Here is a 21,971-nt window from a genome sequence, read left to right on the forward strand (position 1 = left end):
CCTAGGCTTTCCGGGTGACCAACCAGCCTCAGGACCCCGCGACGCACCCCGCTCCGGCGCACCGCCACGCCCGGGCGACCTCCCGGACCCGTTGGGCGCACGCACCGGGCAACGCGATCCGCGGCGGCCTGGTCGGCGCCGCCGAGTCGGTGCCCGGCATCTCGGGCGGCACGATCGCGCTCGTCGTGGGCCTCTACGACCAGCTTCTCGAGGCCGCGAGCCAGACGGTCCACGCCGGTCGCGAGCTCGTCCAGGGGCTCGCCGCGCGGCAGGGGCTGCGGCCCGCCGCCCGCGCGTTGCGCGCGATCGACTGGCGGTTCCTGCTGCCGGTGCTCGCCGGCATGGTCGTCGTGCTGTTCGTCTCGCTCAACACCATCGCGCCGCTGCTCGAGTCGCACCCCGTGCCGATGCGCGCCCTGTTCTTCGGGATGATCGCCGTCTCGATCTCGGTGCCGCTGCGGATGATGCCCCACCGCCCCCGTGCGCTCGACCTCGCCCTCCTCGCCGCGGGCGCGGTCGTGGCGTTCGTCCTGACGGGCCTGCCGCCCACCGAGCTGAACGAGCCGCCGATGTGGCTCGTCTTCCTCGGTGCCGCCGTCGCGATCAACGCGCTCGTGCTGCCGGGCGTCTCGGGCTCCTTCGTGCTGCTCGCGATGGGTCTGTACGTGCCGGTCCAGCAGGCGCTGCACGCGCGCGACCTCGGCTTCGTGGCGGTCTTCCTGCTCGGCGCCACCGTCGGGCTCGCGTCGTTCGTCAAGGTCCTCCACTGGCTGCTCGAGCACCGGCGCCAGAGCACGATGGCGCTCCTCGCGGGGCTCATGCTCGGCTCGCTGCGGGCCCTGTGGCCCTGGCAGGACGGCGAGAGCGGCCTGCTCGCGCCGCCGTCGGCCGGCGCCGTCGTCGGCCCGTTCCTGCTCGCCCTCGTCGGCGCGGCCGTCGTGCTCGTCGCGATCTGGTGGGAGTCGCGCCAGACGCCCGCCGCCGCCCGGCGGTGACGGTCAGGGACGCCGCGCGATGAACGACGCGCGGGAGGTCGGCGTCGGGCCGTGGCCGGGCGGATCGGACGCGTGGCCGCGCCGGGACGACGGCACGCCAGACCCGCGGTACGACCCCGAGCTGCTCGCCCACGGCGACCGCCGCAACGTCGTCGACCGGTACCGCTACTGGACCGTCGAGGCGATCGTCGAGGACATGGACCGGCGCAGGGACCCCGAGCGCCACCTGCACGTCGCGATCGAGAACTGGGCGCACGACCTCAACATCGGGTCCGTCGTGCGCACGGCCAACGCGTTCAACGTCGCGGGCGTGCACGTCGTGGGCCGACGGCGGTGGAACCGTCGCGGCGCGATGGTCACCGACCGCTACCTCCATGTCCACCACCACCCCGACGCGGCGTCGCTCGCCGCGTGGGCGCGGGACGAGGGCCTGCCGGTGGTCGGCATCGACAACGTGCCCGGCTCCGTCCCGCTCGAGACCTACCGGCTGCCCGCGCGGTGCGTGCTGCTCTTCGGGCAGGAGTCCGCCGGCCTGACGCCCGAGGCGCAGGACGCGTGCACCGCCGTCGTGCACATCACCCAGCACGGCTCGACGCGCTCGCTCAATGCCGGCGCCGCGGCGGCCATCGCGATGCACGCGTGGGCGCTGCAGCACCTCTGACACCTTCTGCTCAGTCGAGGTCGAACTCGTTGCCCTCCACGTCCTGCATCACGATGCACGACTCGTTCTCGCCGTCGGCGCGCAGCACGCGGACCTCGCGCGCGCCGAGCGCGACCAGGCGCGCGGACTCGGCCTGCAGCGCCGCGAGCCGTTCCTCGCCCACGAGGCCGGTGCCCACGCGCACGTCGAGGTGCACGCGGTTCGACCTTGCCCTCGGGGACGCGCTGGAAGTACAGGCGAGGCCCGACGCCCGTCGGGTCGACGCACGCGGCCCACGCCCCGCGCTCCTCCTCGGTGAGGTCGCGCTCGGCCTCCTCCCAGGAGGCGAAGCCCTCCGGCGGCGGCGTCATCTCGTACCCCAGCACCTCGCACCAGAAGCGGGCGACGCGCCGCGGGTCCGCGCAGTCGAACGTGACCTGGACCTTCCTCGCCGATGTCATGGGCCGCACCCTAGTGACGGCCGTCGCCAGGACGCACCCGGTTTCTCCCGCACGCCGTCTCACGTAGGGACCGCGATGTGACGCGCGTGACGGCGCCGTGAGAAAATCGCGGATGCATGCGGGTGACGAGCGCCCGCCGCGACGTCGCCGCCCGCTGCGTCCCCGTACGTCCCGTCATTGGAGTACCGCAGATGCCTATCGCAACCCCCGAGGTCTACGCCGAGATGATCGACCGGGCGAAGGCCGGCAGGTTCGCCTACCCCGCCGTCAACATCACCTCGTCGCAGACCATCACCGCCGCGCTCCAGGGCTTCGCCGAGGCGGAGTCGGACGGCATCATCCAGGTCTCCGTCGGCGGTGCCGAGTACGGCTCGGGCTCGACGATCAAGGACCGTGTCGGTGGCTCCCTGGCGCTCGCGGCCTACGCGACCGAGGTGGCCAAGAACTACCCGGTCAACATCGCGATCCACACCGACCACTGCACCAAGTCGAACCTGGACTCCTGGGTCCGACCGCTGCTCGCGCTCGAGGCGGAGCAGGTCAAGGCCGGCAAGAACCCGACGTTCCAGTCGCACATGTTCGACGGCTCGGACATCCCGCTCGACGAGAACCTCCGCATCGCCGCCGAGCTGCTCGAGCTCTCGCAGGCCGCGCGCACCATCCTCGAGATCGAGGTCGGCGTCGTCGGCGGAGAGGAGGACGGCCACGTCGCCGAGATCAACGAGAAGCTCTACACGACGCCCGAGGACGGGCTCGCCACGGTGCGCGCGCTCGGCGCCGGCGAGAAGGGCCGCTACCTCACGGCCCTCACGTTCGGCAACGTGCACGGCGTCTACAAGCCCGGTGCGGTCAAGCTGCGCCCGTCGATCCTCGCGGACATCCAGAAGGCCGTCGGCGACGAGATCGGCAAGGAGCGCCCGTTCGACCTCGTGTTCCACGGTGGCTCGGGCTCGACGGCCGAGGAGATCGGCGAGGCCGTCGACAACGGCGTCGTCAAGATGAACATCGACACCGACACGCAGTACGCGTTCTCGCGCCCGGTGGCCCACCACTTCTTCACCAACTACGACGGCGTCCTCAAGGTCGACGGCGAGGTCGGCAACAAGAAGGCGTACGACCCGCGCGCCTGGGGCAAGAAGGCCGAGGCCGGCATGGCCGCGCGCATCGTCGAGGCCTGCCAGCAGCTCCGCTCGGCCGGCCAGAAGATGTGACGCACTCGCGGACGTAACCGAGAGCAGAAGAAGGCTCCGCCCTCGGCGATCCGGTCGTATCTCTCCCGAAGTGGAGGGCGCCCTGGCGCCCGTGAACGCGACCGGATCGCCGAGGGCGGAGCCCTTCTTCTGCGACCGCGACCGCGACCGCGTCTCTGTGCGTCTGCGGGCGGGAGCTACTCGTCGAAGCCGGGGTCGTCGTCGACGATCTCGAGGAGATCGCCGATGCGCGTGACCTCGAGCAGGAAGCGCACCGTCGGCGGCGCGCGCAGGACGCGGACCTTCTCGGGGCTGCGCGAGGCCAGGCGGGCGAGGAAGGCCACGCCGGAGGAGTCCATGAACGTCACGTGATGGGCGTCGATCTCGACCGGGAGGCCGGACTTCTCGGCGTGCGCGACGGCCTCGCCGAGCTCGGCGCCGATGTCGGCGTCGATCTCGCCCGAGAGCACCACGCGAGCCCGGGTCGAGCCCACGATGACGTGGACGCTGGCCGGGTCGCCGAACTCGGGCGCGCCGTCGTCGTCGCGCGCCACCGCGGGCCGCGTGCCGCGGGCGGTCGGGTTCGATGCGTCCTGCACGGTGCTCCTTCCATGAGCCGTCTGCCACGCCTCGACTCGTCTCGAGTCTCGGCGGACTCCAATCTACGGTTGAATGACCAGCAGCGACACCAACTGAGACGGGACACGACGACTGCGGAGGCATTATGACCGAAACATCCGGTCACAATGGCGCCGTCGCCCGCGTTTCTGATCAACTTCTGAGCACGGCGATCGGACGAGCCGGCGTGCCGATGTTCATCACCGGGGCGTGGGACGAGGGCATGCCCGTGCTGTGGGTCAACGACGCGTTCGTCGAGACCGTCGGCGCGGGCGTCGGCGACCTGTCCGTCCTGGGCCCCAACCCGCTGCTGTCGCTCGTCGACGAGGACCCGGAGCGCGACACCGCCCAGCAGGACCTCCTCGAGGGCCGGCCGATGCTGCGCATCGTGAGCGCGCGCCGCCGCGACGGGTCGACGGCGTGGTGGCAGGTCTCGGTCAACCCGCTGCCGAGCCCCGACGGCGTGGTGCGCCACTGGGTCGGCATCACGACCGACGTCTCCGAGTACGTCGACCGCCAGGCCGCGCAGCTCGCCTCGCTCGAGGTCGAGCGCCGCCAGCGCGCCGACCTCGACCTCATCGCGCAGACCACCGAGCTGCTGGGCGACCTCGAGTACCCGTACGCGCTGCGCGACATCGTCGACCTGCTGCGCGCGCTCGTGCCGTGGGCCGCGTTCTACCTCAACGACGACGGCCTGGTGTTCGCCGAGGGCGTCGACGTCGCGTCCCCGCCGAGCGGGCGCGGGCGCCGGCACGCCCGGTACATCCCCGACTCCGACCACCTCGACCCGCTCGGCGACGTCCCCGGCGCACCCGAGGGCGTGACGAGCGACATCGTCCAGGACCTGCTCGACGGCGTCCTCGACGGCCCGGTCGTGCTGCGCCTCGACGCCCGGTACGCGCCGCACTCCGCGTCGGGGTGGCTGCGCCGCGACCTCGTGCGCCGCGTCGTCGAGGAGACGGGAGCGGTCCCAGGCACCGTCGTCGTGCACGCCGTCGCGGGTCGACGTCGCGTGCTCGGCCTGCTCGTGACCTGGACCGGCGACGAGGGCCTCGACGCCGAGGCGAGCGTCGAGGCGTTCGAGGCGGGGCTGCACGAGCCCGACCACGTGCGCACCGTCGTCGAGGTCGTCGCCCGCCGCGCCGGCACCGCGATCGACAACGCGCGCCTCTACGCCCGCGAGCACCGGCTCGCCGAGGCCCTGCAGCGCGCGATGCTGCCGGAGCAGGCCGACGTCACCGGCCTCGACGTGTGGACGTACTACGCGCCCAACGCCGAGCACGCCCAGGTGGGCGGCGACTGGTACGACGTGCTGCAGATCGCGGACGGCACCGTCGGCCTCGTCATCGGCGACGTCGTCGGGCACGACGTCGAGGCCGCGGCCGCGATGGGCCAGCTGCGGTCCGTGGTCCGCTCCTACGCCTACGAGCTCACGACGCCCGGCATCGTGCTCGACCGCGTCGACCAGCTGGTGACCGGGATGCGCATCCCGCGCTCGGCGTCGATGGTCTACGCGACGCTGCAGCACGTGGCCGACGACGACAGTTGGGCCGTCGAGTACACGCGCGCCGGCCACCTCCCGCCGCTGCTGCTGCGCGACGGCGAGGTGCGCCAGCTCGACGCCGCGGGCGGGTCGCTCGTGGGGTTCGGCGCGCAGCCGCGCCTCACGGGCAAGGAGGTGCTGCGGAGCGGCGACGTCCTGCTCTTCTACACCGACGGCCTCATCGAGCGGCGCGACCGCTCGCTCAAGGTCGGGCTCGAGGCGCTCGTCGAGACGTCGACGCGCGTCACGGCGCGCGACGCCGCGGGCGTGGGCGAGGAGCTGCTGTCGCGCCTCGCCGACGCGCCCGAGGACGACGTCGCGATCGTCGTCGTGCGCGTGCCGGACCCGGTGGGGGACACCCAGGTCCAGAGCCCGAGCCCTCGCTCGCGGCGCTGGCTGCTGCCGAGCGAGCCGGCGTCGATCGGGCGGGCGCGGCACGCGGTGCTGCGGACCTGCCAGACGTGGGGCGTCTCGGAGACGGCCTCGGCCGAGCTCGTCGTGTCCGAGCTCGTGGCCAACGGCGTGCTTCACGGCTGGGGCAACATCGCGCTGCGGCTCTTCGACACCGGCGACGGCCTGCGCATCGAGGTCGAGGACTCCAACCCGGCGCCCCCGGTGACGACCGACGGCCACCCCAACCGCCTCGGCGGCTTCGGCATGCAGATCGTCGAGCGGCTCGCCGACTGGGGCTGGCGCCCCGCCGGGTCGGGCAAGCTCGTGTGGGCCAAGCTGCGCTCCACGGCGGCGTCCGAGGAGCTCGGCGCCGCACGGCAGACGCGCTAGCGACGCGACGCCCGCGCGCCCGCGCCCGTCAGCGCAGCGCGCGCACCGCCTCGGGCGAGGTGCCGGAGTCGCGCAGGAACTGCTCGCAGCGCTCGGCCTCCTCGGACTCGCCGATCGCGGCGGCCGCCTCGGCGAGCGCGAGCAGCGCGCGCAGGAAGCCCTGGTTGGGCTCGTGGTCGGCGGGGATCGGGCCGCGGCCGCGCCACCCGGCGCGGCGCAGCGCGTCGAGGCCGCGGTGGTAGCCGGTGCGGGCGTAGGCGTACGCGGTGACCGCGCGCACCGTGCCTGCGCCGGCGACCTCGCCGTCGGCCCCGCCCGCGAGCGTGTCCTCGGCGAGCACGGCCCAGGCCAGCGACGACGCCGGGTGCGCGGCGGCCAGCGCCGCCGGGTCCTCCCCGACGTCGAGGCCCTCGCGCACCTGGGGCGCGTCGTCGGGCAGCAGGGTCGGCGGCGGGCCGGCGAGCAGGTTCTCCGCAGGGGTCCCGGTGTTCTCGGAGGGGCTCATGGGCGCATTCTCGCAGGCGGTCCGTGCCGCCCGCGCGCCCGGTGTTCTCAAGGGGTCTGCGGGCGCGGACGCCGGTAGGCTCGACAGCATGATCGAGATCGCGACGTCTTCCACGACGACGACGCTCGTGATCGCCGGCGACCTCGACCTCGCCGAACGAGACCAGTTCCCGGAGATCGCGGCACGCGTGGTCGGCCTGCGCCGGCAGCTGCTCGTCATCGACATGTGCCGGGTGACGTTCATGGACTCGACCGGCGCGGCGTTCCTCATCTCGCTCGCCGACTCGGGCCGCAAGCGCGGCGGGGCTACCGTGCTGCGCGGCGCGGACGAGCGCGACCTGTTCGTCCTCGAGGTGTGCGGGGCGCTCGACCTGTTCCGCGTCGACAGCGAGCACAAGTGCGAGTCGACGACGCCCGCGAGCGGCGTCCCGCAGGTCCCGCTGCCGCAGCGGCACCGCCCGAAGTGAGCGCCGCCGTCGGGCACGGACGGGTGGAAGCACACCCCGGACGGGGCACGAAGGTCACGCACGGGTAAACTCTGCCGAGGCCCGGCGCCTCGACCCCGGGCCTCGTCGAATTCGAGGAGAGTTGATCCCATGCCAGCCGTGGTGCTCGTCGGTGCCCAGTGGGGAGATGAGGGCAAGGGGAAGGCGACCGACCTCCTCGGGTCGCGCGTCGACTACGTGGTCAAGTTCAACGGCGGCAACAACGCCGGGCACACGGTCGTCATCGGCGACGAGAAGTACGCGCTGCACCTCCTGCCGTCGGGCATCCTGTCGCCCGGTGTGGTGCCCGTCATCGCCAACGGCGTCGTGGTCGACATCGACGTGCTCTTCGAGGAGCTCGACGCGCTCGTCGCGCGCGGCGTCGACACCTCACGCCTGCTCGTCTCGTCGAGCGCCCACGTCATCGCCGGCTACCACCGCACGATCGACAAGGTCACCGAGCGCTTCCTCGGCAAGCGCCGCATCGGCACCACGGGCCGCGGCATCGGCCCGGCCTACGCCGACAAGATCAACCGCGTCGGCATCCGCATCGCCGACCTGTTCGACCCCAAGATCCTGCGCGAGAAGGTCGAGGGCGCGCTCGACCAGAAGAACCACCTGCTCGTCAAGGTCTACAACCGCCGCGCGGTCGACGTCGACGAGACCGTCGACGAGCTGCTCGCGCAGGCCGAGCGGCTGCGGCCCATGGTCGCGGACACGGGCCTCGTGCTGAACCAGGCGCTCGACGCCGGCAAGACCGTCCTGTTCGAGGGCGGCCAGGCGACCATGCTCGACGTCGACCACGGCACCTACCCGTTCGTGACGTCGTCGAACGCCACCGCGGGCGGCGCGGTCACGGGCTCGGGCATCGGCCCGACGCGCATCGACTCGATCATCGGCGTCATCAAGGCGTACACGACCCGCGTGGGCGAGGGCCCGTTCCCGACGGAGCTGTTCGACGACTCCGGCGAGTACCTGCGCAAGACGGGCGGCGAGTACGGCGTGACCACGGGTCGTCCGCGCCGCACCGGCTGGTACGACGCCGTCATCGCACGGTACGCGTCGCGCGTCAACGGCCTCACCGACCTGGTGGTCACCAAGCTCGACGTGCTCACGGGCCTCGAGCGGGTCCCTGTGTGCGTCGCGTACGACGTCGACGGCACGCGCTACGACGAGATGCCCGACGACCAGACGGCGTTCCACCACGCGAAGCCGATCTACGAGGAGTTCCCCGGCTGGTGGGAGGACATCTCGCAGGCGCGCTCGATCGAGGACCTGCCGGCCAACGCGCAGGCGTACCTCAAGGCGCTCGAGGAGATGTCGGGCACGCGCATCTCGGCCGTCGGCGTGGGCCCGCGCCGCGACGAGATCATCCCGGTCCACGACCTCGTCCACCCGCGCTGAGCCCCGGCTCCTACACTGGGCGCCCGTGAAGATCCTCGTCGTCGGGACCGGAGCCCGCGAGCACGCCATCGTCCACGCCCTCGCGTCCGAGTCGGACGGCACCGGAGCGCAGGCGGCGCCCGTGCACGAGCTGCACGCCGCGCCCGGGAACCCCGGCATGGGGCAGCAGGCCACGCTGCACGCGGTCGACGCGAACGACGGCGCGGCGGTGGCCGTGCTCGCACGCTCGCTCGGCGTGGACCTCGTGGTCGTCGGGCCGGAGGCGCCGCTCGTCGCGGGCGTCGCGGACGCGGTGCGCGAGGCCGGGATCCCGTGCTTCGGCCCGTCCGCCGAGGCGGCGCGGCTCGAGGGCTCCAAGGCGTTCGCCAAGGACGTCATGGCGGCCGCCGGCGTCCCGACCGCGACGGCGTACGTGTGCACGACGCTCGACGAGGTCGCCGCGGCGCTCGACGCGTTCGGCGCCCCCTACGTCGTCAAGGACGACGGGCTCGCCGCGGGCAAGGGCGTCGTCGTGACGTCCTCCCGCGAGGACGCCCTGGAGCACGCGCGCGCGGCGCTCGAGGCGCGCGGCGCGGAGGGGCGCGTGGTCGTCGAGGAGTACCTCGACGGGCCCGAGGTCTCGCTGTTCTGCCTCAGCGACGGCTCGACCGTGGTCCCCATGGTGCCCGCGCAGGACTTCAAGCGCGTCGGCGACGACGACGCCGGCCCCAACACCGGCGGCATGGGCGCGTACACGCCGCTCGACTGGGCGCCGTCGGGCCTCGTGCAGGAGGTCGTCGACCGCATCGCGCAGCCCACGATCGACGAGATGGCGCGCCGCGGCACGCCGTTCTCCGGCGTGCTGTACGTCGGCCTCGCGCTGACGTCGCGCGGCACGCGCGTGGTCGAGTTCAACGCGCGCTTCGGCGACCCCGAGATCCAGGCCGTGCTCGCGCGCCTGCGCACCCCGCTCTCCGGCGTGCTGCTCGCCGCGGCGCGCGGCGAGCTCGCGACGGTCGAGCCGCTGCGCTGGTCGGACGACGCGGTGGTCAACGTCGTCGTCGCGTCCGAGGGCTACCCCGCCACGCCCCGCACGGGCGACCCGATCACGGGCATCGACGAGGCGGAGGCGACGGGCGGCGTGCACGTGCTGCACGCCGGCACCGCGCTGTCCGACGACGGCACGCTGCTCAGCGCGGGCGGTCGCGTCCTGTCCGTGGTCGGACGCGGACCGGACCTCGCCGCCGCGCGCGCCTCCGCCTACGCCGGCGTGGAGAAGATCCGGCTCGCGGGAGCCCACCACCGCTCCGACATCGCGCTCAAGGCCGAGCGCGGCGAGGTGCGGGTGCCGAGCTGATCAGCCCCAGGCGTCGGGGGAGATGCCCGGCGCCGGCCCGCTGAGTCCCGCGCCGTCGGGCTCCAGGCCGGCACCGAGCAGCGATCGGGTGATGCGCTCGCCGTCGGCGGTCATCTCGGCGACCGCGGTGCGCAGGTCGGCGTCGCCGACGTCGCGTCCGGAGACGACCTGCCCGCGCAGCACGCTGCGGGCGACCATGGCCTCGCGCAGCTCGGCGAGGAACGCGAGCGTCACGTCCTCGTCGGGCGACATCACCTCGAGCGCCGCCTCCATCCCGAAGCGCGGCGAGGACGCGCGCTGGAGCACCGCCACGGGCGCGCCGGAGAACCGGAAGAGGTGCAGGCCGTACGACACGACACGGCGCTCGGTGTCCGGGCCGGTCGCGGCGCGCGTGTAGTCGACGGCTCCGAGCGGGAAGTGCCGCCAGCGGCCCGACTGCTCGACGATCTCCGAGAACGACGTGTGCATGCGCTGCTCGCCACCGCCGACGCCCACGAGACGTCCACCGCCGTGGCGCTCGACCACCGCCTCGAGCGCGACGTCGGCGTCCACCGCCCGCAGCGGTGACACCTGCTCGGTCACGACCGGCAGCCCGCGCGGGTCGACGCCCAGGTGCTCGCCGAGCGCGTCCGCGACCGACGGGCCGGACGCGGCGGCGTCGTCGTGCGACATGCTGGAACACTAGGGCCCGTGACCGACATGCGCGAGAACCCCACCGACGCCTTCGCCGGCGGCCCGCTCGACCTGCCGGGCTGGCGCCACGTCTACTCGGGCAAGGTGCGCGACCTGTACGAGCCGGACCTGCCCGCGCTGGGCGGCGCGCACCCCCTCGGCGACGTCGTGCTCGTCGTCGCGTCCGACCGCGTCTCGGCGTACGACCACGTGCTCAGCCCCGGCATCCCGGACAAGGGCGTGGTGCTCACGCAGCTGAGCCTGTGGTGGTTCGAGCAGCTCGCGGACGTCGTGGAGAACCACGTCGTGTCGACCGCGGTCAGCGCCGAGCCGGGCGACGGGCTCGTGCCCGACGTCGTCGCCGGGCGTGCGATGGTCTGCCGCCGGCTGCGGATGTTCCCCGTGGAATGCGTGGTGCGCGGGTACCTCACCGGGTCGGGGCTCGCGGAGTACCGCGCGAGCGGCGAGGTCACGGGCATCCCGCTGCCGGAGGGCCTGGTCGACGGCTCGCGCCTGCCCGAGCCGATCTTCACGCCCGCGACCAAGGCGGAGGTCGGCGAGCACGACGAGAACGTCACGTTCGAGGAGGTCGTGCGCCGCATCGGGCCCGACGACGCCGCGCGCCTGCGCGACCTGACGCTCGCGATCTACGCCCGCGCCGAGGAGATCGCGCGTGAGCGCGGCGTGATCCTCGCCGACACCAAGCTCGAGTTCGGTATCGACCCCGCGACGGGCGCGACCGTGCTCGGCGACGAGGTGCTCACGCCGGACTCGTCGCGGTTCTGGCCCGCCGACCTCTGGGAGCCCGGCCGCCCGCAGCCGAGCTTCGACAAGCAGTTCGTGCGCGACTGGCTGACCTCGCCGGACTCCGGCTGGGACCGCGCGTCGGACACGCCGCCGCCCGCGCTGCCCGACGACGTCGTGCGGCGCACACGCGAGCGCTACCTCGAGGCGTACGAGCGGCTGACGGGCCGTCCGCTGTCCTGAGCGTCCCGGCGGACCGCGTCAGCCGAGCTCGGCGCGCAGCCGGTCGACGTCGAGCACGGTGACGTGGTTGCGCCCGGTGGCGACGAGCCCGTCCGCGCGCAGCGCGTGCAGGTGCTTGACGACGGCCTCGCGCGACAGCCCGGCCCAGGACGCCAGCTCGCTCTGCGTGCAGCGCACCACGACCGTGCCGTCGGCCGCGCGCGTGCCCGACCGCTCGGCGAGCGCGAGGATCCAGTGCCCCACGAGGCGTCGCGTGCTGCCCAGGACCTGGCTGAGGCGGTGCCGCTCGTCGTCGTGCGCCTGCGCACCGAGGGCGTGGATCACCGCCTCGGCGAGCGCGGGCGACTCGATCACGAGGCGACGGAAGGCGGCCACGGGGACCTCGAGGACCGCGCTGCGGACCAGCGTCCGCACCGTCGTGAGCGCGGCGCGCCCGACGCAGACCTCGGTGAGGTCCATCGCGTCGCCCGGCCCGAACGCCGCCATGCGGACCGTGTGACCGTCGCGCGCCAGGTGGACCGCCTCGGCGGCGCCGTCGACGAGGACCAGGAGGTCGTCCGGGAGGGTGCCCTGGCGCTGGAGCTCGGTGCCCCGAGCGACACGGAGACGGGCGCCCGCCGCACCGAGCCGTGCCCGGTCCTGCTCCGGGACGCGGCCGAGGAAGGACACCGGCGGCCACACGTCCGCCGGCGCGACATCGCTCGCCATCGCCTCGCCTGTGTCTCGACGCTGCTCCGGCCCCCGTGCTGCTCACGCTAGGTCCGGCGCGTGCGCGCGGCCAGGATGAAAACGAGGAGGGGACCCGCCGGCGGCGGGTCCCCTCCTCGCGTCGAGGTCCGGGGGCAGGACCTCGGGCGCGTATGCGGGTCACGGTGTCTCGTCGTGGCCCACGTCCACCGACAGGCTGGTGGCGCCGTGCGGCAGACCGGAGAAGCCTGCGATGCCGCAGAGGGCGGCCTCCGTGGTGCCCGCCGGCGCCTGGACGATCGTGTTGATCGTCTGGCCGTCGTGGGTGACGGTGCTGGCGACGAGCTGGCCCGTGGCCTGGTGGCAGGTCAGCACGATGACCTTGTGCTGCTGGACGTTGGTGAACGTCGCGTCCGGCGTACCGCCGGCCACCCGGTCGGCGCACGTGGTGCTCGTGTTGACGGTGACCTGCTGCGGAGCGCCACCGGTGTAGCCCGGCGGCACCGTCGTCTCGGTGACGGTGTAGGTGCCGTAGGGCACGTCGGAGCAGAAGACGCCGGTGCCGGAGCCTGTCATCGCGATGTCGCCCGGGGTGATGGTGAAGCCTGCGCCCGCGAGCGGCTGGCTGTTGTCGTCGAGCTTGTGCACGAGGATCGAGCCGAACAGCCGGTTGGTGAAGGTGCACGTGACGTTCTCGTCGGCCGCGAGGTTGATCGTCGCGGTGCGGCCCGCGGTCGACGTGTCGCTCCCGCCGGTGCAGACGATCGAGATGAGCTCACCGGGCGCGTCGGCGTCCTCGGACACCGTGTACGTGCCCGCGAGCACGTCGTTGTACGTCCGCGATCCGCCCGACCCGAGGTCGAACGTCGCCGGCGACAGGCCGCCCGTCGTCGTGAAGCCGAACATGTCGGCGACCCCGGCCGGCTGCGTCTGGTTGACGACCGTGATGCTGCCGCAGTTGGAGATGTTGACCGACACGGGCTCGATGTAGTCCTTGAGCTGGGACGTGAACGACGTCGACGACCGGCTCTTGAGGAACGCCGTGCCGAAGGAGCGGCACTCGCCCGGGTCGAACAGGAAGTCGAGGTCGATCGACGCCTCGCCGAACGTGCGGGCGTTGAGGTTGACGTTGCTGACGCCGCCGGTGTTGGCCGCGCTGATCGGCGAGCTGTTGATCGTGCCGGTCGCCTGGCCGATCGCGGTGAGGTCCTGCTCGGTACCCCATGCCGTGCCGGTCCACTCGCGGGCCAGGATCTGCGCCGAGGCGCCGCCCTGCTCGATGCGGTACTCGAGCAGCAGGTCGCCGGCGGTGCGGACCTTGTTGACGCCGTTGCCGCAGTCGGTGCCAGACTGGTTGAGCTCGAAGTCCATGAGCGTGGTGCCGCTGGGCTCCGCGACACGGGTCCAGAACAGGTGCAGGAACCCGGGGTCGCCATCCTCCTCGTAGACGCCAATGTTGAGCAGGTCGCTCTTGTTGTTGGGGTGTTCTTCCTCCTCGTCGGCGCCCCCGTCGACGGCCGGTCCGCTCCTCGGTGAGCGGGTGTCGGCCACTCGCCAGCGTGCGCCGGGAGGTGACGCGCTTCTGCGCACGCGTACGCACAGCGCGGGTGAAACCCCAGGTCCGCGGTCGTTTCACCCCCTGGCGAGGCGGTGCCCGGCGGGAGAGCGATTGCCCGCGCCGGGGCGCCGGGCCCAGCCGGTAGACTGGGCCGCGGAATCCGCCGTCGTGCTCCCGCTCGCCACGCGACCGCCCGCCGGACCGACGTCCGACACAGCGTGCCGGGATCCCGGAGCGACGGCCCCCTGACTGCCCAGTCACGATCCGCAAGGAGCGCCCGTGGGACGCGTCGTCGTCGAGGTCATGCCCAAGCCCGAGATCCTGGACCCCCAGGGCAAGGCCGTCGTCGGGGCGCTGCCGCGCCTCGGTTTCACGCAGTTCACCGGCGTCCGCCAGGGCAAGCGGTTCGAGCTCGAGGTCGACGGCGAGGTGACGCCCGAGGTGCTCGACGCCGCACGGCAGGCGGCCGAGACGCTGCTGTCGAACCCGATCATCGAGGACGTCGTCGCTGTCTTCGACGCGACCGAGGTGCGTGCCTGATGTCGGCCGGCACGCTCGGGTCCGCCCGCATCGGGGTCATCACCTTCCCGGGCACGCTAGACGACCGTGACGCCGCCCGCGCGATCCGCCTCGCCGGCGGCGAGCCGGTCGCGCTCTGGCACGCCGACGGCGACCTGTCCGGCGTCGACGCCGTCGTCCTGCCAGGCGGCTTCTCGTACGGCGACTACCTCCGCGCCGGCGCGATCGCCCGCTTCGCCCCCGCGATGAGCGCCGTCGTCGACGCCGCGCGCGGTGGGATGCCGGTGCTGGGCATCTGCAACGGCTTCCAGATACTCACCGAGGCGCACCTGCTGCCGGGCTCGATGATCAAGAACGACCACCTGCACTTCGTGTGCCGCGAGCAGGTCCTGTCGGTCGAGAACACCGAGACCGCCTGGACGAACCAGTACACCCCGGGCCAGCGCATCACGATCCCGCTGAAGAACCAGGACGGCCAGTTCGTCGCCGACGAGCGCACCCTCGACGAGCTCGAGGGCGAGGGCCGCGTCGTGTTCCGCTACCAGGGCTGGAACCCGAACGGTTCGCGCCGCGACATCGCGGGCATCTCGAACGCCGCCGGCAACGTCGTCGGGCTCATGCCGCACCCCGAGCACGCGGTCGAGGCCGGCTTCGGCCCGGACGCCGAGGACGGCCCGCGCGCCGGCACGGACGGCCTCGGTTTCTTCACGTCGGTGCTCGCCTCGCTCGTGCACGCGTGAGCGCGTCCTCGGAGGCGTCCCGCGCGGTCTCGGTCGAGGTCGTCGCCGTGCGCGACGTCTCCGGTGTGGACGACGGCCGCGGACGCGGCACCGTGCACCCCGTCGCGACCGGTGAGGTCAAGCGGCTGTACGGGGCGCCGTCGCACCGCGGGCACGGCATCGCCCGCCGGCTCATGGACGAGACCGAGCAGTGTTCGCGCTCGCTCGGGTTCCGCACGCTCGTGCTCGAGACCGGCACGATGCAGCCCGAGGCCATGGCGCTGTACCCGGCGCTGGGGTACGAGCCGATCGAGGCTACCGCGGCGGATCCTGCGCTACCTCGGCAGATCGTGCGCTACCTCGGCGAGAAGAGGTAGGCGAGCTGCGCGACGACGGACTGCCGCGCCGCGGGCAGCACGCTCTCGTCGACGTCGTCGTAGACCGCCTCCACCACACGCTCCGCAACACCCTCCGGGACCGGGCCGCCGCCGTCGGGCACCTCGACGCCGAGCGACCGCAGCGCGGCGCGGACCTGCTCGAGCCGCTCGAGCCGGTGCGCGCGGTACTGCCGGACGCGGTCGCCGAGGTCGTGGACGACCGGCCCGTGCCCGGGCAGGCCCTGGACGCCGTCGCCGAGCTGCTCGAGCACGTCGAGGCTCGCGAGGTAGTCGCCGAGCGACCCGTCGGGCTCGCTGATGACGGTGGTGCCCTCGCCGAGCACGGTGTCGCCGGTGACCACCACGGGCGGCTCGGCCGGCGTGGTCACGTGGAACGACACCGAGTCGGCCGTGTGCCCGGGCGTGGGGACGACCTCGATGCGCAGGCCCGCCGCCTCGATCGCCTCGCCCGGGCGGAGCTCGTCCCCGCCGTGGCAGTGCGCAACGTCGGCGGCGCGCACCGGCGCCCCGGTGAGCTCGTGCAGACGTGCTGCGCCGGCCGTGTGGTCGCCGTGCCGGTGCGTCACGAGGACGAGCCCGACCGGTCCGGCGTCCGCGAGCGCGCGCAGGTGCGCGTCGTCGTCGGGGCCGGGGTCGACCACGACTGTGGTGCCCGCGCCCGGGGCGCGCAGCACGTAGGAGCGGGTCCCGTCGAGCGTCATCGGGCCGGGGTTGTCGGCGCGGAGCACGGCCGCGAAGGGCGTGACCGGTGTGAGGGCGTTCATGAGACGAGCTTGATCGGGCCCTGGTAGCGGGCGATCGTGCGGTCGGAGGTCACCAGTGTGGCTCCTGTCGTGATGGCCTGTGCGATGAGGAGGCGGTCGAACGGGTCGGAGTGGAGGTGCGGCAGGTCGCTCGCCGATGCGGCGTGGAGCCCGTCGACGTGGAGCTCGACGAACCCGAGCTGGAGTGACGTCGTTCGTGCCAGGTGCGGATTGAGGTCGAAGTCCGGGCGGCCGAGCGAGGACTTGATGCCGATCTCCCAGATGTTCACGGCGCTGAACCAGATCATCGGTTCGGGATCGGCGAGGATCTCGCTCGCCTCGTCGGGCAGACGATCCGGCGCACCGAGCGTCCACACGAGGATGCTCGTGTCGAGGAGGTATCTCACCGTGCCGACGTCTCCGGCCGGTCGGCGCGCTCGGAACCCTCGAACATCGCGGCGATCTCGTCCTGAGCCCAGGTGTCGAAGTCGTCCGGGATCCTGAACTGACCGCGCAACGGACCGAGGCGGCGACGAGGCTTCTCGACCGGCGTCATGGCGGTCAGACGCGCGACGGGCTTGCCGGCACGGGCGATGACGACGTCCTCTCCCTGCTCGACCTCGGTGAGCAGGCGCGAGAGGTGCGTCTTCGCCTCGTGGATGTTGACCGTCTTCACTCCGGGCACCCCTTGACTAGATCGGACTAAGTCAGGTTAGTCCAGCATGACGGTTCACGCCAGAGCCTGGGCCAGGAGCTCCACGGTCTGCACCCGGCCGGGCGTCGCGTCGAGGGGCTCGCGCTCGTACGAGCCGGCGACCGGGACGAGCATGACCTCGTCCACGTCGTACCGCTCGGCGAGGCGGCGGAGCTCGGGTGCGGCGGCGTCGGGCGTCCCGATGATCCAGCGCGTGCGCATGTCCGCGACCATCTGCTCGCCGAGCCCGTCCAGCGGCGTCGCGAGCGCCTCCTTCGGGTCCATCAGGTGTCGCAGCCGCGACGGCCTTCGGACTGGCGCTGGCGCTGCTGTACCGGTCGACCGGGTCACTGCTCCTTCCGATCGCGGCGCACGTCGTGGTCAACGTGGTGATGCTCTCGGTCCTGGCGTGACTGGATACCGTGCAACCATGCCTGCCATCCCCATGCCGAGCGTCCCGCAGGGCAGATCGCAGACCTGGCAGACGCTGGTCGGGTCGGGCCGGCCCGCCTACGTCCGGGTGTCGGCCAGTGGACCGGGTACGGGCGCGACCAGCCGCTCGGCTCCCGGCCGCTCTCGCTGTGGTCCGGCGCGCGCACGTACGACGCCACGCCTCTGGCAGGCTGGCTTGCCCGGCCGCCGGGCGACGTGGAATCCCGCAACTGGCCGGACATCGCATGGGACGAGCACGGCACCTTCCTCGCGGTGGCGGACATCGACCTGCCCTGCACCGTCCTCGGCTGCACGGTCGCCGTCGCCCAGCGGCTCGTTGAGGACCCGGACCTGGAGACGGTCAGCGTCCGGCCCGAGGACCCCATCGTGGCGTAGGCCCCGCCAGGAGGTCAGGCAGCGCTGCGGCCCTCGGTCACGGCGCGGGCGATCCAGGCGAGCGAGCCGACGTCCAGGCGCTTCTTGGCCCTGGCCGGTCGCAGGCAGCAGCGAGGTGATGACCGGGTCGGAGCCGGGGGCACGCCCGAGCCCGAGGTCGACGCGGCCGGGCGCGAGCGCCTCGAGCGCGGCGAACTGCTCGGCGACGACGAGCGGCGCGTGGTTGGGCAGCATGACGCCGCCCGAGCCGACGCGGACCCGCTCGGTCACCGCCGCGGCGGCCGCGATCATCACGGGCGGCGTCGACGCCGCGACGGCGGGCATGTTGTGGTGCTCGGCGAACCAGTACCGCCGGAAGCCGAGCTCGTCGGCGCGGCGCACGAGCGCGAGCGACGCGGCGATCGCCTGCGCGCTGGTCTGGCCCGTGCGCACGGGGACGAGGTCGAGGACGGAAAGGCTACGACGCCGCGAGCGCCTGCTCGACGTCCTCGATCAGGTCGAGCGGGTCCTCGAGGCCCACCGAGAGCCGCACGGTGGTCTCCGCGATACCGACCTTCGCCCGACCCTCGGGCCCGAGCTTGCGGTGCGTCGTCGTCGCGGGGTGGGTGACGAGCGACTTGGCGTCGCCGAGGTTGTTCGAGATGTCGACGATCCGCAGCGCGTCGAGGAACGTGAACGCGCGCTTCTTGGCGTCCTCGGGGCTCGTGCCCTCGGGCACGTCGAGGTCGAACGTCACGACCGTGCCGCCGCCCGACTGCTGCGCCCTCGCGAGCTCGTGCTGCGGGTGCGAGGCGAGGAACGGGTAGCGCACGCCGCGCACGCCGGGCAGCGACTCGAGCGCGGTCGCGACCTGCAGCGCGGAGGCGTTCTGCGCGCGGACGCGCACGTCGAGCGTCTCGAGGCCCTTGAGCAGCACCCACGCGTTGAACGGCGACAGCGACGGCCCGGTGTTGCGCACGAACGTCTGGACGGGGCCCTCGAGGAACTCGCGCGGCCCGAGGATCGCCCCGCCGAGCACGCGGCCCTGGCCGTCGATGTGCTTGGTCGCGGAGTAGACGACCACGTCGGCGCCGAGCTCGAGCGGCTTCTGGAGGACCGGCGTCGCGAACACGTTGTCGACGACGACGACGGCTCCGGCCGCGTGGGCGAGCTCGGCCACGCGGCGCACGTCGACGAGGTCCTGCATCGGGTTGGACGGCGTCTCGAAGAACACGACGTCCGCGGGCGTGGCGAGCGCCTCCTCCCACTGGGAGAGCACGTGGCCGTCGACGAGGTCGATCCGCACGCCCCACTTGCTGAGGATCTCGTCGTAGATGACGTTCGTGGACCCGAACAGCGCGCGGGCCGAGACGATGCGCGAGCCGGAGCGCACGAGCGCCGCGAGCGCCGTGAACACCGCCGACATGCCCGTGGCGGTCGCGTAGCAGGCCTCGGCGCCCTCGATGAGGCGCAGGCGCTCCTCGAAGGTGTGCACGGTGGGGTTGCCGTAGCGCGAGTAGACGAAGCGCGAGTGGTCGCCCGCGAACGCGGCCTCGGCGTCGGCGGCCGAGTCGTACACGTAGCCCTGGGTGAGGAACAGGCCCTCGCTCGTCTCCTGGAAGTCGGAGCGGCGGTGCCCGCCGCGCACCGCGAGCGTCGCGGGGCGCGCGGAGGCGGGCAGCGGGCCGCGGCCAGACCCGCCGAGCGGGACGTCGTCTGCTCCCGGCCCGGTCGGGATCTCCTGGCGGGTCACGACGCGTCCTGCACGGGGCTCTCGGGCGCCGTCGCGAGCGTCGTCCACGGCAGGCCACGGACCTTCCAGCCCTCCTGGTCGCGCACGCCGCCGAACCCGGGCGCGCCCTCGAAGCCCTCGAGCACGTTGTACGACGGCGCGATGCCGGCCGACGTCGCGAGCCGGGCCGCGCCGATCGACCGCTGGCCCGAGCGGCACAGGAACACCACCGGGCGCTGCGGGCCGACGCCCGCCTGCTCGAGCTCGGCGAGGAACGCGGGGTTGGGCCGGCCGTCGGCCGTGACCCACTGCGTGAGCACGACGCGCTTGCCGAGCCCGCTCACGTCGGGCACGCCGACCTGGCGCCACTCGCCCTCCGTGCGCACGTCGACGAGGACGGCGTCGGGGTCGGCGGCGAGCAGGTCCCACGCCTGCTGCGGGGTCAGGTCGCCGGCGTAGCCCTGCGCGGGTCGCGCCTGGACAGGTGCGCTCATGGCACTCCTCCCATCGGTCGTGGCGGTAGCACCCACGCCCGGTCCCGGGTCCGCGTCGGTGCCCGACGGCGGTGCCCGGTCCCGCGGGTTGCTGCGGCGTCGTCGTGCCACGTCACTCGGCCGCTCGGGATGGTCGACGTGATCGTACGACATGCCGTCCGGCGCGTGGGACGGGCGTCTCACGCGCGGTGTCGCACCGCACGCGACCGCATCGTGAGACGTTCGTCCCACCGGTTGACGGTCCCGCGACGGCCCGGCCATCCTGTCGGCAGGTCAAGAGCGCCAGCGCCAAGCCCCGGCTCGCTGGCCGGCAACCCTCCCCTCGCGGCGGGGTGCCCCGGGTGACGACCTGGCCCGCGCCGACCGGCGTCGGGCAAGCGCGGGGAGACGCCTCCCCGAGACCGAGGAGGACGCATGACCACGCTGACCGAGACCCTGCTCTGTCCGGAGCGCGCCGACGACGTCGCGAGCGTCGCGGACCTGCCCGCGGTGCTGCCCGTCGTCGGGCGCGACACGCTCGTCCCGCTCGTGGACGGCCGCGAGGTCCGGTACGCCAACCTCGACGTCGCGGCGTCGGCCCCCGCGCTGCAGGCCGTCGCCGACCGCGTGAACCAGGTCCTGCCCCTGTACGCGAGCGTGCACCGCGGCGCGGGCTACCTCTCGCAGGTCTCGACCGCGCTCTACGAGGCGGCCCGCCGCGCGATCGGCGCGTTCGTCGGCGCGCGCGAGGACGACGTCACGATCGTCACGCGCAACACGACCGACTCGCTCAACCTCCTCGCGGGCTGCGTCCCGGCCGACCCCGTCACCGGCGAGCCGGGCCGCGTGCTTGTGCTCGACGTCGAGCACCACGCCAACTTCCTGCCCTGGCAGCGCGACGCCGCCGCGACCGTGCTCACCGGGCGCGGCACCGTGGCCGAGACGCTCGCCGAGATCCGCGCCGAGCTGCGGTCCGCGGCCGTCGAGGGCCGGCCGTACGCGCTGCTCGCGCTGACGGGGGCGTCGAACGTCACGGGCGAGGCCCTGCCGGTCGCCGAGGTCGTCGCCGCGGCGCACGACGCCGGCGCGCGCGTCCTGCTCGACGGCGCGCAGCTCGTGCCGCACCGCCGGCTCTCGCTCGCCGAGACCGGCGTCGACTACGTCGCGTTCTCCGGGCACAAGACGTACGCGCCGTTCGGCGCGGGCGCGCTCGTCGGTCGCCGCGACTGGCTCGACGTCGGCACGCCGTACCTCGCGGGCGGCGGGGCGGTCCGGCGCGTGCGGGTCGGCGGGACCGAGTGGCACGACGGGCCCGCGCGGCACGAGGCCGGGTCGCCCAACGTCGTCGGCGCGGTGGCGCTCGCGGCCGCGTGCGAGGCGCTCGCCGCGCTCGACCCGGCCGAGGTGCGCGAGCACGAGGACGCGCTGCGGCGCCGGCTCGTGGCGGGCCTGGAGGCGCTGGACCGCGTCGAGGTCGTGCGGGTGTGGTCCGACGCCGCGGACCCCGTGGGCGTCGTGACGTTCACCGTGGCCGGGTACGACCCGGGCCTCGTGGCCGCCTACCTCTCCGCCGAGCACGGCATCGGCGTGCGCGACGGCCGCTTCTGCGCGCACCCGCTGCTCGGCCGGCTCGGGTTCGACGCCGGGGCCGTGCGCGCGTCGGTCGGCGTCGGGACCACGGGCGAGGAGGTCGAGCGCCTCGTCGCCGCCGTGGCCGCGCTCGTGGCCGAGGGCCCGCAGGCGCGGTACGACGTCGTCGACGGGCTGTGGGTCGTCGTCGACGACCCGCGTCCCGTGCCCGAGGGCTCCGGGCTCGAGGGGCTGCTGGCGACCGCCGCGCTCGGCGCCGACGAGGCGTTCGGCTGCCTCCCCGACTGACGAGGTAGCGCACTTCTCGCCGAGGTAGCGCACTTCTCGCCGAGGTAGCGCGATTCTCGCCGAGGTAGCGCGTTTCTCGCCGAGGTAGCGCGTTTTTCGCCGAGGTAGCGCGGCCGCAGCGCTACCTCGCGACGCGGAGCGCTAC

General features: G+C 73.5%; 24 protein-coding genes, 2 pseudogenes and 1 riboswitch. Of the genes and pseudogenes, 13 read left to right on the plus strand and 13 right to left on the minus strand.

Features of this window, described 5'->3' with window-relative positions; genetic code table 11:
- Nucleotides 1-14 precede the first annotated feature (14 nt).
- A complete protein-coding gene (locus ISOVA_RS01520; RefSeq protein WP_013837502.1) occupies nt 15-995 on the plus strand; it encodes a DUF368 domain-containing protein in 981 nt (326 codons plus the stop codon).
- A gap of 19 nt (nt 996-1,014) precedes the next feature.
- Nucleotides 1,015-1,656: a TrmH family RNA methyltransferase gene (locus ISOVA_RS01525; RefSeq protein WP_013837503.1), complete on the plus strand. Its 642-nt coding sequence runs from the start codon at nt 1,015-1,017 to the stop codon at nt 1,654-1,656.
- A 10-nt stretch (nt 1,657-1,666) separates the two neighbouring features.
- On the opposite strand, the pseudogene ISOVA_RS17565 reads toward ISOVA_RS01525, so the two are convergent.
- Nucleotides 1,667-2,096 (minus strand): annotated as a pseudogene (locus tag ISOVA_RS17565) (VOC family protein).
- A 191-nt stretch (nt 2,097-2,287) separates the two neighbouring features.
- Here ISOVA_RS17565 and fbaA point away from each other — a divergent pair.
- Nucleotides 2,288-3,307 carry a class II fructose-bisphosphate aldolase gene (fbaA, locus tag ISOVA_RS01535; protein WP_013837504.1) on the plus strand — a complete coding sequence of 340 codons (1,020 nt, stop codon included), beginning with the start codon at nt 2,288-2,290 and terminating at the stop codon, nt 3,305-3,307.
- A gap of 176 nt (nt 3,308-3,483) precedes the next feature.
- Here fbaA and ISOVA_RS01540 read toward each other — a convergent pair whose 3' ends face one another.
- Nucleotides 3,484-3,885 carry an STAS domain-containing protein gene (locus tag ISOVA_RS01540; protein WP_013837505.1) on the minus strand — a complete coding sequence of 134 codons (402 nt, stop codon included), beginning with the start codon at nt 3,883-3,885 and terminating at the stop codon, nt 3,484-3,486.
- A 125-nt stretch (nt 3,886-4,010) separates the two neighbouring features.
- On the opposite strand from ISOVA_RS01540, the gene ISOVA_RS01545 reads away from it, so the two are divergent.
- Nucleotides 4,011-6,230, plus strand: a complete 2,220-nt coding sequence (locus ISOVA_RS01545; protein ID WP_013837506.1) for an ATP-binding SpoIIE family protein phosphatase — start codon at nt 4,011-4,013, stop codon at nt 6,228-6,230.
- A 28-nt stretch (nt 6,231-6,258) separates the two neighbouring features.
- Here ISOVA_RS01545 and ISOVA_RS01550 read toward each other — a convergent pair whose 3' ends face one another.
- Nucleotides 6,259-6,735, minus strand: a complete 477-nt coding sequence (locus ISOVA_RS01550; protein ID WP_013837507.1) for a DUF3151 domain-containing protein — start codon at nt 6,733-6,735, stop codon at nt 6,259-6,261.
- 88 nt (nt 6,736-6,823) lie between these two features.
- Between ISOVA_RS01550 and ISOVA_RS01555 the strand changes: the two genes are divergently transcribed.
- From ISOVA_RS01555 to purD, 3 genes are all read left to right on the plus strand, one after another.
- Nucleotides 6,824-7,201 carry an STAS domain-containing protein gene (locus ISOVA_RS01555; protein WP_013837508.1) on the plus strand — a complete coding sequence of 126 codons (378 nt, stop codon included), beginning with the start codon at nt 6,824-6,826 and terminating at the stop codon, nt 7,199-7,201.
- A gap of 129 nt (nt 7,202-7,330) precedes the next feature.
- Nucleotides 7,331-8,623, plus strand: a complete 1,293-nt coding sequence (locus ISOVA_RS01560; RefSeq protein ID WP_013837509.1) for an adenylosuccinate synthase — start codon at nt 7,331-7,333, stop codon at nt 8,621-8,623.
- Between the two features lie 25 nt (nt 8,624-8,648).
- Nucleotides 8,649-9,959 (plus strand): phosphoribosylamine--glycine ligase, encoded by a 1,311-nt coding sequence (gene purD, locus ISOVA_RS01565; protein WP_013837510.1) that lies wholly within the window; start codon nt 8,649-8,651, stop codon nt 9,957-9,959.
- Here purD and ISOVA_RS01570 read toward each other — a convergent pair whose 3' ends face one another.
- Nucleotides 9,960-10,631 carry a hypothetical protein gene (locus ISOVA_RS01570; protein WP_049788207.1) on the minus strand — a complete coding sequence of 224 codons (672 nt, stop codon included), beginning with the start codon at nt 10,629-10,631 and terminating at the stop codon, nt 9,960-9,962.
- 27 nt (nt 10,632-10,658) lie between these two features.
- On the opposite strand from ISOVA_RS01570, the gene ISOVA_RS01575 reads away from it, so the two are divergent.
- Nucleotides 10,659-11,618 carry a phosphoribosylaminoimidazolesuccinocarboxamide synthase gene (locus ISOVA_RS01575; protein WP_013837511.1) on the plus strand — a complete coding sequence of 320 codons (960 nt, stop codon included), beginning with the start codon at nt 10,659-10,661 and terminating at the stop codon, nt 11,616-11,618.
- An 18-nt stretch (nt 11,619-11,636) separates the two neighbouring features.
- On the opposite strand, the gene ISOVA_RS01580 is transcribed toward ISOVA_RS01575, so the two are convergent.
- Both ISOVA_RS01580 and ISOVA_RS01585 read right to left on the minus strand, forming a co-directional pair.
- Complete coding sequence (locus ISOVA_RS01580; RefSeq protein WP_013837512.1) at nt 11,637-12,326, minus strand: Crp/Fnr family transcriptional regulator; 690 nt, start codon at nt 12,324-12,326, stop codon at nt 11,637-11,639.
- A gap of 159 nt (nt 12,327-12,485) precedes the next feature.
- The gene (locus ISOVA_RS01585; RefSeq protein WP_013837513.1) at nt 12,486-13,856 is read right to left on the minus strand and encodes an MSCRAMM family protein; all 1,371 of its coding nucleotides are present in this window, start codon (nt 13,854-13,856) and stop codon (nt 12,486-12,488) included.
- A gap of 286 nt (nt 13,857-14,142) precedes the next feature.
- On the opposite strand from ISOVA_RS01585, the gene purS reads away from it, so the two are divergent.
- Genes purS through ISOVA_RS15300 form a run of 3 tightly spaced genes read left to right on the plus strand, consistent with a single transcriptional unit; the run spans nt 14,143 to nt 15,478 of the window.
- Nucleotides 14,143-14,403, plus strand: a complete 261-nt coding sequence (gene purS / locus ISOVA_RS01590) for a phosphoribosylformylglycinamidine synthase subunit PurS (RefSeq protein WP_013837514.1) — start codon at nt 14,143-14,145, stop codon at nt 14,401-14,403.
- Nucleotides 14,403-15,122 (plus strand): phosphoribosylformylglycinamidine synthase subunit PurQ, encoded by a 720-nt coding sequence (gene purQ, locus ISOVA_RS01595; RefSeq protein WP_013837515.1) that lies wholly within the window; start codon nt 14,403-14,405, stop codon nt 15,120-15,122. The genes purS and purQ overlap by 1 nt, the downstream gene beginning before the upstream one ends.
- Nucleotides 15,119-15,478 carry a GNAT family N-acetyltransferase gene (locus tag ISOVA_RS15300; RefSeq protein WP_013837516.1) on the plus strand — a complete coding sequence of 120 codons (360 nt, stop codon included), beginning with the start codon at nt 15,119-15,121 and terminating at the stop codon, nt 15,476-15,478. The genes purQ and ISOVA_RS15300 overlap by 4 nt, the downstream gene beginning before the upstream one ends.
- Here ISOVA_RS15300 and ISOVA_RS01605 read toward each other — a convergent pair.
- The 4 genes from ISOVA_RS01605 to ISOVA_RS01620 are packed head-to-tail and all read right to left on the minus strand — an operon-like array spanning nt 15,457 to nt 17,221.
- Nucleotides 15,457-16,263: an MBL fold metallo-hydrolase gene (locus tag ISOVA_RS01605; RefSeq protein WP_013837517.1), complete on the minus strand. Its 807-nt coding sequence runs from the start codon at nt 16,261-16,263 to the stop codon at nt 15,457-15,459. The two genes, ISOVA_RS15300 and ISOVA_RS01605, sit on opposite strands and share 22 nt — an antisense overlap.
- Nucleotides 16,260-16,649 carry a type II toxin-antitoxin system VapC family toxin gene (locus tag ISOVA_RS01610; protein WP_013837518.1) on the minus strand — a complete coding sequence of 130 codons (390 nt, stop codon included), beginning with the start codon at nt 16,647-16,649 and terminating at the stop codon, nt 16,260-16,262. The genes ISOVA_RS01605 and ISOVA_RS01610 overlap by 4 nt, the downstream gene beginning before the upstream one ends.
- Nucleotides 16,646-16,927 (minus strand): type II toxin-antitoxin system Phd/YefM family antitoxin, encoded by a 282-nt coding sequence (locus ISOVA_RS01615; protein ID WP_233275930.1) that lies wholly within the window; start codon nt 16,925-16,927, stop codon nt 16,646-16,648. The genes ISOVA_RS01610 and ISOVA_RS01615 overlap by 4 nt, the downstream gene beginning before the upstream one ends.
- A 45-nt stretch (nt 16,928-16,972) precedes the next feature.
- A complete protein-coding gene (locus ISOVA_RS01620; RefSeq protein ID WP_041294737.1) occupies nt 16,973-17,221 on the minus strand; it encodes an LLM class oxidoreductase in 249 nt (82 codons plus the stop codon).
- 44 nt (nt 17,222-17,265) lie between these two features.
- On the opposite strand from ISOVA_RS01620, the gene ISOVA_RS17570 reads away from it, so the two are divergent.
- On the plus strand, nt 17,266-17,349 hold the full coding sequence (locus ISOVA_RS17570; RefSeq protein ID WP_391540488.1) for a hypothetical protein: 84 nt from the start codon (nt 17,266-17,268) through the stop codon (nt 17,347-17,349).
- A 508-nt stretch (nt 17,350-17,857) separates the two neighbouring features.
- Here the strand turns inward: ISOVA_RS17570 and ISOVA_RS17460 are convergent.
- The 3 genes and pseudogenes from ISOVA_RS17460 to ISOVA_RS01635 all read right to left on the minus strand — a co-directional run.
- Nucleotides 17,858-18,196, minus strand: a pseudogene (locus ISOVA_RS17460) (MsnO8 family LLM class oxidoreductase); the annotation flags it as partial.
- Between the two features lie 25 nt (nt 18,197-18,221).
- Nucleotides 18,222-19,496: an O-succinylhomoserine sulfhydrylase gene (locus ISOVA_RS01630; RefSeq protein ID WP_013837520.1), complete on the minus strand. Its 1,275-nt coding sequence runs from the start codon at nt 19,494-19,496 to the stop codon at nt 18,222-18,224.
- Nucleotides 19,493-19,969 (minus strand): rhodanese-like domain-containing protein, encoded by a 477-nt coding sequence (locus tag ISOVA_RS01635; protein ID WP_013837521.1) that lies wholly within the window; start codon nt 19,967-19,969, stop codon nt 19,493-19,495. Before ISOVA_RS01635 ends, ISOVA_RS01630 begins: the two co-directional genes overlap by 4 nt.
- Before the next feature lie 271 nt (nt 19,970-20,240).
- Nucleotides 20,241-20,355: riboswitch (SAM riboswitch) on the plus strand.
- A gap of 28 nt (nt 20,356-20,383) precedes the next feature.
- Between ISOVA_RS01635 and ISOVA_RS01640 the strand changes: the two genes are divergently transcribed.
- Nucleotides 20,384-21,826, plus strand: a complete 1,443-nt coding sequence (locus ISOVA_RS01640) for an aminotransferase class V-fold PLP-dependent enzyme (RefSeq protein WP_013837522.1) — start codon at nt 20,384-20,386, stop codon at nt 21,824-21,826.
- Nucleotides 21,827-21,971 lie beyond the last annotated feature (145 nt).

The sequence above is a fragment of the Isoptericola variabilis 225 genome (assembly GCF_000215105.1).
In the GTDB taxonomy this organism is placed as follows: domain Bacteria; phylum Actinomycetota; class Actinomycetes; order Actinomycetales; family Cellulomonadaceae; genus Isoptericola; species Isoptericola variabilis_A.

Excerpts from the sequence above, each read along its gene's own strand:
- ISOVA_RS01605 (WP_013837517.1), bottom strand. The coding sequence starts at position 16,263 with ATGAACGCCCTCACACCGGTCACGCCCTTCGCGGCCGTGCTCCGCGCC.
- ISOVA_RS01560 (WP_013837509.1), top strand. The coding sequence starts at position 7,331 with ATGCCAGCCGTGGTGCTCGTCGGTGCCCAGTGGGGAGATGAGGGCAAG.
- ISOVA_RS01525 (WP_013837503.1), top strand. The coding sequence starts at position 1,015 with ATGAACGACGCGCGGGAGGTCGGCGTCGGGCCGTGGCCGGGCGGATCG.
- ISOVA_RS01550 (WP_013837507.1), bottom strand. The coding sequence starts at position 6,735 with ATGAGCCCCTCCGAGAACACCGGGACCCCTGCGGAGAACCTGCTCGCC.
- purQ (WP_013837515.1), top strand. The coding sequence starts at position 14,403 with ATGTCGGCCGGCACGCTCGGGTCCGCCCGCATCGGGGTCATCACCTTC.
- ISOVA_RS01620 (WP_041294737.1), bottom strand. The coding sequence starts at position 17,221 with ATGGACCCGAAGGAGGCGCTCGCGACGCCGCTGGACGGGCTCGGCGAG.
- ISOVA_RS01640 (WP_013837522.1), top strand. The coding sequence starts at position 20,384 with ATGACCACGCTGACCGAGACCCTGCTCTGTCCGGAGCGCGCCGACGAC.
- ISOVA_RS01570 (WP_049788207.1), bottom strand. The coding sequence starts at position 10,631 with ATGTCGCACGACGACGCCGCCGCGTCCGGCCCGTCGGTCGCGGACGCG.
- ISOVA_RS01575 (WP_013837511.1), top strand. The coding sequence starts at position 10,659 with ATGCGCGAGAACCCCACCGACGCCTTCGCCGGCGGCCCGCTCGACCTG.
- ISOVA_RS01545 (WP_013837506.1), top strand. The coding sequence starts at position 4,011 with ATGACCGAAACATCCGGTCACAATGGCGCCGTCGCCCGCGTTTCTGAT.
- fbaA (WP_013837504.1), top strand. The coding sequence starts at position 2,288 with ATGCCTATCGCAACCCCCGAGGTCTACGCCGAGATGATCGACCGGGCG.
- ISOVA_RS01635 (WP_013837521.1), bottom strand. The coding sequence starts at position 19,969 with ATGAGCGCACCTGTCCAGGCGCGACCCGCGCAGGGCTACGCCGGCGAC.
- ISOVA_RS01555 (WP_013837508.1), top strand. The coding sequence starts at position 6,824 with ATGATCGAGATCGCGACGTCTTCCACGACGACGACGCTCGTGATCGCC.
- ISOVA_RS01580 (WP_013837512.1), bottom strand. The coding sequence starts at position 12,326 with ATGGCGAGCGATGTCGCGCCGGCGGACGTGTGGCCGCCGGTGTCCTTC.